This window comes from Acinetobacter sp. WU_MDCI_Abxc222, assembly GCF_025514755.1.
GTDB lineage: Bacteria > Pseudomonadota > Gammaproteobacteria > Pseudomonadales > Moraxellaceae > Acinetobacter > Acinetobacter geminorum.
In genome coordinates this window covers 24363-33279 of sequence record NZ_JAHPVG010000021.1, presented here as the reverse complement: position 1 = coordinate 33279, position 8917 = coordinate 24363, and the positions used below count along the sequence as shown (strand labels likewise).

General features: G+C 40.2%; 9 protein-coding genes and 1 tRNA gene. All 10 read right to left on the bottom strand.

Annotated elements, in window-relative coordinates:
• Window positions 1-2 precede the first annotated feature (2 nt).
• Window positions 3-76 (bottom strand) — tRNA-Pro (locus KTJ10_RS17635).
• A gap of 142 nt (window positions 77-218) precedes the next feature.
• Window positions 219-1283, bottom strand: coding sequence for a quinolinate synthase NadA (gene nadA, locus KTJ10_RS17630; RefSeq protein ID WP_002115913.1), 1065 nt, complete (start codon window positions 1281-1283; stop codon window positions 219-221).
• Window positions 1284-1427: 144 nt separating this feature from the next.
• Window positions 1428-2648 (bottom strand): bifunctional glutamate N-acetyltransferase/amino-acid acetyltransferase ArgJ, encoded by a 1221-nt coding sequence (gene argJ, locus KTJ10_RS17625; RefSeq protein ID WP_068529833.1) that lies wholly within the window; start codon window positions 2646-2648, stop codon window positions 1428-1430.
• 133 nt (window positions 2649-2781) lie between these two features.
• Complete coding sequence (locus KTJ10_RS17620; RefSeq protein ID WP_068529835.1) at window positions 2782-3261, bottom strand: methylated-DNA--[protein]-cysteine S-methyltransferase; 480 nt, start codon at window positions 3259-3261, stop codon at window positions 2782-2784.
• A 12-nt stretch (window positions 3262-3273) separates the two neighbouring features.
• Entirely contained in the window at window positions 3274-3594 is a 321-nt protein-coding gene (locus tag KTJ10_RS17615) for a DMT family transporter (RefSeq protein WP_013198888.1), read from the bottom strand.
• Window positions 3595-3744: 150 nt separating this feature from the next.
• Entirely contained in the window at window positions 3745-4740 is a 996-nt protein-coding gene (locus KTJ10_RS17610) for a cation transporter (RefSeq protein ID WP_262442528.1), read from the bottom strand.
• Between the two features lie 28 nt (window positions 4741-4768).
• Window positions 4769-5524 carry a copper resistance protein B gene (locus tag KTJ10_RS17605; protein ID WP_199993086.1) on the bottom strand — a complete coding sequence of 252 codons (756 nt, stop codon included), beginning with the start codon at window positions 5522-5524 and terminating at the stop codon, window positions 4769-4771.
• On the bottom strand, window positions 5511-7445 hold the full coding sequence (locus KTJ10_RS17600) for a copper resistance system multicopper oxidase (protein ID WP_262442527.1): 1935 nt from the start codon (window positions 7443-7445) through the stop codon (window positions 5511-5513). The genes KTJ10_RS17605 and KTJ10_RS17600 overlap by 14 nt, the downstream gene beginning before the upstream one ends.
• A gap of 41 nt (window positions 7446-7486) precedes the next feature.
• Window positions 7487-7882 (bottom strand): hypothetical protein, encoded by a 396-nt coding sequence (locus KTJ10_RS17595; RefSeq protein WP_002115904.1) that lies wholly within the window; start codon window positions 7880-7882, stop codon window positions 7487-7489.
• A gap of 103 nt (window positions 7883-7985) precedes the next feature.
• Entirely contained in the window at window positions 7986-8807 is an 822-nt protein-coding gene (locus KTJ10_RS17590) for a Cof-type HAD-IIB family hydrolase (RefSeq protein ID WP_262442526.1), read from the bottom strand.
• Between the last annotated feature and the right edge of the window lie 110 nt (window positions 8808-8917).

The window sequence follows — 8917 nt, the reverse complement described above, 5'->3', positions numbered from 1 at the left end:
GGTCGGAGCAGTAGGATTCGAACCTACGACCCCCTGGTCCCAAACCAGGTGCACTACCAGGCTGTGCTATGCTCCGATCTATCTCAGCTTTTGCTGTATCGCACATCGTGCGGTACGGTGTGCATTCTAGGCGCGACGCCCTCAGACGTCAACACCTATTCTCAAAAAAAGTTAAAAATCCTTATCAAATGTATATTTAACAAGCATTTTGAGGTTTTTTAACGTTTTAACGATGCACTAAAGGCTAACATTCGATCTAAAGGCATTTTGGCACGTTCAGCAAGCGCTGGATCGACGTGTATTTCCTGATCACCTTTTTGTAAAACTTCTAAAATTCCGTCGAGTTCATTCATTGCCATCCACGGACAGTGAGCACATGAACGACAAGTTGCCCCCTCACCCGCTGTTGGCGCTTCAACTAAAATCTTATTGGGAACCGCTTGCTGCATTTTGTAGAAAATGCCACGGTCAGTTGCCACAATCAGTCTTTCATTTGGCAAAGTCTGCGCAGCTTTAATCAGTTGAGAAGTACTACCTACTGCATCTGCAATTTCTACAACCGATTCTGGCGATTCTGGATGTACTAATACAGCAGCGTCTGGGTACAGTGCTTTCATGTTGGCAATGCCACGTGCACGAAATTCTTCATGCACAATACATGCGCCATCCCAAAGCAACATATCTGCACCAGTTTTCTTTTGGATATAGCGACCTAAGTGCTGATCTGGTGCCCAAATAATTTTTTCGCCTAAGCTATCTAGATGCTCAACAATTTCGACCGCACAGCTTGAAGTCACGACCCAATCTGCACGTGCTTTAACAGCCGCCGATGTATTGGCATAAACAACTACAGTGTGGTCAGGGTGCTGATCACAAAATGCCGTAAACTCATCAACAGGACAGCCCAAGTCAAGTGAACAGGTTGCTTCAAGTGTCGGCATTAAAATTGTTTTTTCAGGAGACAGAATTTTAGCTGTTTCTCCCATAAATTTTACACCTGCAACTACTAGTGTTGAGGCAGCATGATCTCGTCCGAAACGGGCCATTTCTAAAGAGTCAGAAACGCATCCACCTGTTTTTTCGGCAAGTTCTTGTACTTCTGGGTCGCAATAGTAATGAGCAACAAGGACAGCATCACGTTTTTTGAGCTCTGCTTCGATCTGAGCAAACTTTTGTTGTTTTGCTTCTTCACTTAAGCGATTGTCTTTTGGCTCACCTAAACGGTCTAAATGCGCTTGTACAATGTTTTTTGCATCGTTGGCAATTAAAGTCGCATCACTCATAAAACGTCTTCTCTATCCTTCATGCTGGCATACCTGCTCGCATATAACGTTACTGCTTAAATGATTTATGGATTGAATCATTTAATATCAAAAGATGGGGCTAATAAAAAAGCCTCTTTGTCGAGGCTTGATTATAACTGATATTTAAGAACGGTAATCAGCATTAATTTTGACATAGTCGTAAGATAAGTCACAGGTATATACCGTGTCTTTGGCCTGACCACGTCCTAAATCAACACGAATGGTAATTTCGGTTTGAGCCATAACACGCGCGCCCGCTTCTTCGGTATAGTCCTCAGCTGCGCCACCATCTTTACAGATTTGTACATCGTCTAACCACACTTGAATTTTAGACACGTCTAAGTCTTTAACCCCTGCATAGCCAATCGCAGCTAAAATACGTCCCCAGTTCGGGTCCGATGCAAAGAGTGCAGTTTTGACAAGTGGTGAATGGGCAATGCTATAAGCAATATCACAACATTCTTGAGTATTTGCGCCGCCTTCTACAGCAACAGTAATAAATTTCGTCGCCCCTTCACCATCACGGACAATTAACTGTGCTAAACGATTCATTACACGAGCAAGAACTTCTAACACTTTAGCGTAGCGTGCATCGCTGTCTAATGTGATTTCAGTACCACCTGCCTGACCTGTTGCTACGAAAATACAAGAGTCATTTGTTGAGGTATCACCATCAATCGTAATACGATTAAATGAATGCTCAACCGTGGTCTTTAATAGCTTTTGTACTAAATCACGGCTAATAGGTGCATCTGTTGCCACAAAACTTAACATGGTTGCCATGTTCGGGCGGATCATGCCAGCACCTTTACTAATACCTGTCATGGTATAAGTAATGCCATCAAGCTCAAATTGTTCAGATGCGCCTTTAGGTACAGTGTCTGTGGTCATAATGCCAGATGCAGCATCATTCCAAGCCGCGTCTTGCAGGGTATTTAACGCAGGCTGAAGACCGGCAAGTAAGCGCTCCATTGGAAGCTGCTCACCAATCACACCTGTAGAAAACGGAAGTACTTCAAAACTGTTAACTCCTGCAAGCTCCGCTAACTTCGCGCAAGTATCCTGAGCATTTTTCAAACCTGTAGGTCCAGTACCTGCATTGGCATTACCAGTGTTAATTACTAAATAGCGCGGATTACCTTCGGCAAGATGAGCTTTAGAGACATGAACAGGCGCTGCACAAAATGCATTTTGAGTAAATACACCAGCAACATTTGAACCTTCTGCAAACTCAAAAATGACTAAATCTCGTCGGTTTTGGTAACGTACATATGCTTCTGTTGAGCCAATTTTTACACCTTTTACCACATGCATTTGTGGCATTGTTACGTCACCGACAGCCATTTTTAGAACATCCAAAGTTTGTTGAATAAGATCAATATTTCAAAAAAAGCGATGCAGTAAAGCACCGACCTTATGAAATATCATAGTGGACAGCTTAGTAGAAAAGTCTAAAAAAATCGAGCGCAAAAACGGCTCATTGTTGCTCTAGTTTTAATAAAATATCTTTCTTATCAAGCCCACCAGCAAAACCAACTAATGCCCCACCCGCACCAATGACTCGATGACAAGGTGCAATAATGGAAATCGGGTTTTTGCCATTTGCCGCGCCAACTGCTCTCACCGCTTTTTCATTGCCAATTTGAACAGCAATATCTTTATAACTTCTTGTTTCACCATAAGGGATGGTCAGTAAAGCAGCCCATACTTGTTTTTGAAATGCAGTCCCTTCGAAATCTAACGACAATGTAAATTCACGGCGTTTGCCTTCAAAATATTCTTTTAATTGTTGTTCCGTCTTTAATAAAACTGGATGCTCAAGTTGTTCGACCAGCTCGGCCAGTCGAACACGTTTTGGATTTTCATTGTCCCAGAGTATTGCCACCAAAGCATTTTCATTCGCAACTAGTTTTAATTGCCCAACAGGCGAATTGATATACTTATAAGACAGCAACATAGTTTTATTCTCTTAGGAAGGCGATGAAATTTTCATTAAAACCAAGCCTGACACAATCAATACAGCGGCAATCATTCTCATAGCGCCAACAGGCTCATGAAGAAAGAAAATACCGACTAGAAATGACCCGATTGCGCCAATTCCTGTCCAAACCGTATAAGCAGTACCAAGCGGTAAAGTTTTCATTGACATTGAAAGCAGAATTACGCTCAAAATCATAAAAACTACGGTAATAACACTAGGGGTTAAACGTGTAAAACCTTCAGACATTTTCATAGAATATGCCCAAATGATTTCAAATACACCTGCTAAAATTAAAATAGCCCAAGCCATAACATTCACTAATTTTTATAGTGTCAGGTCGTCCCGACATGATTACCCATTATGGGGGAGGTCGTTCCTCCTTTATGTGAGGACTCAGTTTACTTTAAAATAAAAAATGAAGGCAAACCCCTATCTAAAGCTTGCCTGTTTTAGAAAATATTATTCGTTTTTTAACTTTAAAATTTTTCGTGCACCATTTAAAACAAACAAAACAATAATTAATCCAATCATTAAATCAGGATAACGCGAACCAGTAATGGCAACCAATATCCCTGCAATAATGACACCTAAGTTAACGATGACATCATTTGCAGAAAAGATATAACTCGCCTTCATATGTGCCCCGCTCTCCTTATGGTCTCTCATTAAATAAAGGCAACTAATATTGGCCGCAAGAGCTAATCCGCCAATTAAAATCATGAGAATTGAAACAGGTTCACTGCCATAAATAAAACGGCGCAATACATCAATTAACACAATCATGGCTAAGCCAAACTGAAACCATCCTGAAAGATGGGCAGCCTTTAATTGCGTATTTAGATTTTTACCCACCACAAATAAAGCAATGCCATAAATTGCAGCATCAGCAAACATATCGAGCGAATCGGCAATTAATCCTGTAGAGGAAGCGATGATGCCGGCCATAAACTCAATGACAAACATGACGCCATTAATCAGTAACAACCATTGTAAAACTTGCTTTTGTGCTGCATTGGTTGAAGAACTAGCTCGAACCTTTTTAGGTTTTTCAACAGGTTCATAATGTGGCTGCGTTTGTTGTAACTCTGCTCCTAATCCTAGACGCTGTAAACTTTGAGTAATCATTTCAGCCTGAACACTGTGATAAATCGCCAAATGACGCGCTGGTAAATCAAAATGAAGTTCTTGAATATCGTCATTGTAAGAGGCTAAAGCCATCCGTACCATTTGCTCTTCGGCTGCACAGTCCATTCGGGGGATATGGTAATAACTTACCCATTGACTCTTTTTAGCCACAGGTTCACTAGGCGTGAAACACTCCTGAGACGTCGTGCTTGAGCACCCACAGCTAGAGCTAGTTTTACTTAAATGTATTTGATTCTCTTGTTTTTCTAAAGCCATCTTTGCACCATAACTGACACAAAAAACAATGCCATTAGTATAAACCAATGGCATATGTTTAAGCTTACTTTTTGTTCGTAAATTAGAATTTTAGCGTTAACCCTGCTCCATAATACCAACCATGTTCAGAGTCGGTTCCAGTTTGCCAATCAGTTTGTTTTAAACCTTTCTCATAGCCATAACCGACATCAACAAATGGCATGACCTTTTTGTTGATTTCATAACGGGTTTGAAAACCAGCTTGTAAACTTGATAAACCTGTTTTACTGGCATATTGAGATTCATCTTGCAAAACAACATCTGCTTTTAAATAAGGTTTACCAATTAACTTTTGGGTAAAGAGTAAGTCCCTTTCTGTTTCTAGACTTAACTTCCATAGCTGGTCTTCACCTACATAAAGATAAGCATCGGTTTCAAAAAAGTAAGGTGCCATGCCATGTAAACCCACTACACCGGCCCAGCGATCTTGCTTTTCATCTTCTCTTTGCAAACGTTCGTAGTTTACACCGGCCTGTACATCCCAATAGTCAGCTACATTTCGGCTATAAAGTACTGAACCGCCGTAATTAGCATCTTCTGACTCTGCTTTTTCAACGTGGGCTTTAATGAACAATTTGTTTTCATCCGTTCCCACCCAAGTTTCTAATTCCGAAGAAAAACTACCTTCTCCCTCTTCGTTTTGAGTCCATCCCGTATCAATCGTAGTTGCTTGATAGATCTGACCACCGTGTTCGCGTAAATGATCATGTGTTAAAGGTTCTTGAGCAAAAGTAAATATAGATATACTCGAGAAAGCACTGCAACATAACATTTGAGAAAATAACTTAGTGATGCGCATGACTAGCTCCTTTCTCATTTTTAGATTGAACTGGTGGTTGAGCTTGAGCAGGTTGTTCTCCATCATTTACTTGAGCAACAATCAACTTATTCATCATTCCGGCACTCATGTGATAGAGCAGATGGCAATGAATCGCCCATTCTCCTAAGGCATCGGCTGTCAATAACGCAGTAACCGTCTTTCCAGGTGGAACAATAAGGGTATGTTTATTTGGTAAGTTTTCAGCTTGTTGGCCATTTTCTAATTGCATAAACATGCCATGTAAATGCATTGGGTGAGCCATCATGCTGTCATTCACAAACTTCAAGCGAATGCGTTCACCATACTTAACTTGTAATGGTGTCGTATCACTAAATTTCTTGCCATTAATGGTCCAGATATAACGTTCCATGTTGCCACCTAAACGAATGACTAACTCACGTTCCGGTGCACGAGTATCTGGTTGAGGTGTTAAAGATTGCAAATCACTATATTGCAGTGCCTTCATACCCGCTGGTGTTGAAGCATTTGCCCAGCCATAAACTGGCTCATCCTTTTTAGTCTTATTGTCAGCTTGAATCGGCATCTCATGATTCATATTCATCATAGCGTGGTCATGCTCGCTAGCTGACATTGCCTGCATATTATGCTTCATTTCAGGCATCGCTGACATGTCATGCTTCATTTGCATCATAGAATGGTCATGCCCGTCAGATGACATATTTTTCATGTCATGATCCATTTTCATTATTGGAGAATCATGATTAGCATGGCTCGCCTCTTGTTTCATTTTAGGCATGGTCGACATGTCATGTTGCATATTCATTTGATGGCCAGCATGTTCACTATTTCCATCCCCATGACTCATGCCCATATCTTCCATGGTTAACAAAGCGCGTGGACGTGGTTCTGGCATTTGAACTGGGCCTACAGCCTGTGCACTTTCATTATGCAAAGTACCGATAGCAAAACCACTACGGTCAATAGACTCGGCTTCAATCTGATAGTTTGCTTGTTTAGGCTCTACAATGACATCGTAGGTTTCAGCTGTACCAATACGAAACTCGTCAATTGCAACAGGCTTAACTGGCTGTCCATCTGCACTCACAACAGTCATTTTCAAATTTGGAATTCTGACATCAAAAAATGACATGGCCGATGCATTAATAAATCGTAATCGAACCTTATCGCCAGTCTTAAAGTTACCTGTCCAGTTTTGCTCAGGTGTCTTGCCGTTGACTAAGAAGGTATAGCCCGTCACATCAGACATATCGGTTTTTAACATCCGCATTTGATTCCACATCGAACGATCTTGCCAAGTTGCTTTTAAGCCTTGTGTTTTAACTTGCTTCAAAACATCAGATACAGTTTCACGGCGGTTTTGATAATACTCAGCAGATTTCTTCAAATTCTTCATAATGCTATCGCTAGAAGAATTATGAAAATCTGAAAGCATTACCACGTAATCACGGTCTGTTTTCTCATGAGCAGCAACAGGTATCTTGCCTTTTGGGTAAATCACGAGTGGTCCATATAAACCATCTTGCTCTTGGCCTTTACTATGCGCGTGATACCAATAGGTGCCGTTTTGTTTCACCTTAAAGCGGTAAACAAAATCACCGTTTGGCGCAATTCCTTTAAAACCATTGAAACCCGGTACGCCATCCATTAACCCTGGTAGTAACAATCCATGCCAATGTAAAGACGTATCTTGATTCTTTAATTGGTTATGGACGTGAATAACAGCTTCATCCCCCTCCTCAAACTCAAGGAGTGGTGCTGTAAACTTGCCATTTACGGTAATTCGTTTTAACGGTTGGCCCGTAACATTGACCTGTTGTTCATTAATATTAAGGTGATATTCCTTAATTGCTGCGAGTGACCATGGTGAAACCAATAGCCCAAATACAGCGACTAAGCTGCTAATTGTTTTATGAGACATTGCTGTGATCCTTTTTAATTAAAAAAATAAGTAAATAAGGATCAAGCTTTAGGAGGACGTAAAATCTCTTGCCAGTATCCGGCTAAATGTTGAGCCTGATAAATACTGCTAAATTGATATGAAATAGGAATAAGTGGGGATTCAACGTCAGGTACAGCTTGCTGCAGAGCTAAATTCACCATTTGGCAATGAACTGGGTTACAGTCCTGACAATGCTCACCATGCGAATGAAGAGACTGAGTCATCTTTTGATGACATACGGTCTGATCATTTGCTTGAGTATGCATATTGTTATGCGAAGATTTTTCACTATGACACGGCATAGTATGAAGATCATGTTGCATAGGCGTCTGTGCAATAGACACACCACTCCACCCAATGACGAAAGCCATTAGGAACACAAACCAAGCATACTTGCGTAAGTGTTGTAGAGCCATTGTGATTTATCACCTAGAGCCGATGAGTGATCTTAATGCCATTAGCATAACGAAGTTTTAAAAGAGATACAATTTTCTATCTTAAATGCTTGTTATAGAGCAATTAAGCAAATGGAGGTTGATGCTGAAGGACTAAATCAATCACCTCTAATGCACCTTCTTGTTCATTACTTACAGTGGTATAAGGCGCCACCGCTTTTAATGCTTCTACTGCATTTTCAACTGCAAACCCATAACCCACAGCTTTAATCATCTGCATATCATTGTTGTTATCACCAATCGCAACTACTTGATTAGGTTCGACCTGCCATTTTTGTAGTAACAGCTTCAAACCATGTGCTTTATGTTGGTCTGGAAGAATCAAATCGATAAAATTAAAACCACTTGAAACAGGTACCAAAACTTTATCTGCTACAAAACTTTGCTTCTGAAAATGCTCAAAAATCGCAAAGCTTTCGTTTTCCTGAGCGGTAAAAGTAATTTTGCACACTAAATCATCTAGTGCATAAAAGTCATCTACAACTGTCAGTTTTTCAAAATATCGGGCAACTTTTGCATAGTCTTCTGCGTTCATACTTCTATGCACGTAAGCACTTTTTTTTCCACAGATCACCATGGTTGAGGTATACGCTGGGTCAATCGCTTTTAAAATTTCAACGTATTGTTGCTGACTTAAATGAGCAAAAGCTAATTCTTGCCCAGCATCTACAACATGTGCGCCATTTTCTGCAATAAAAGCAATCTCATGATTAATTTCTGGAAAATAGGTAACAAGTTTTGCAAGTTGATTACCACTGGCTACCACAAAATGAATATTATTTTGTTTTAGTTGTTCGTATTGTTTTAAAAAACGTGCTTTGTTGTACTGCTTTTTGGAATTAAGAAAAGTCCCATCCATATCTACCGCTAAAATTTTTACTGTCATTAATGATCAAGGTCTCTTACTAAAAACTTATTAAACCAAATTTAGCTTTATTTTTCATGACACTTTTACAGTTTTATACGTATGTATACACAAAAAGTTTTACACAGAGA

Excerpts from the sequence above, each read along its gene's own strand:
- nadA (WP_002115913.1), bottom strand. The coding sequence starts at position 1,283 with ATGAGTGATGCGACTTTAATTGCCAACGATGCAAAAAACATTGTACAA.
- argJ (WP_068529833.1), bottom strand. The coding sequence starts at position 2,648 with ATGGCTGTCGGTGACGTAACAATGCCACAAATGCATGTGGTAAAAGGT.
- KTJ10_RS17620 (WP_068529835.1), bottom strand. The coding sequence starts at position 3,261 with ATGTTGCTGTCTTATAAGTATATCAATTCGCCTGTTGGGCAATTAAAA.
- KTJ10_RS17615 (WP_013198888.1), bottom strand. The coding sequence starts at position 3,594 with ATGGCTTGGGCTATTTTAATTTTAGCAGGTGTATTTGAAATCATTTGG.
- KTJ10_RS17610 (WP_262442528.1), bottom strand. The coding sequence starts at position 4,740 with ATGCCATTGGTTTATACTAATGGCATTGTTTTTTGTGTCAGTTATGGT.
- KTJ10_RS17605 (WP_199993086.1), bottom strand. The coding sequence starts at position 5,524 with ATGCGCATCACTAAGTTATTTTCTCAAATGTTATGTTGCAGTGCTTTC.
- KTJ10_RS17600 (WP_262442527.1), bottom strand. The coding sequence starts at position 7,445 with ATGTCTCATAAAACAATTAGCAGCTTAGTCGCTGTATTTGGGCTATTG.
- KTJ10_RS17595 (WP_002115904.1), bottom strand. The coding sequence starts at position 7,882 with ATGGCTCTACAACACTTACGCAAGTATGCTTGGTTTGTGTTCCTAATG.
- KTJ10_RS17590 (WP_262442526.1), bottom strand. The coding sequence starts at position 8,807 with ATGACAGTAAAAATTTTAGCGGTAGATATGGATGGGACTTTTCTTAAT.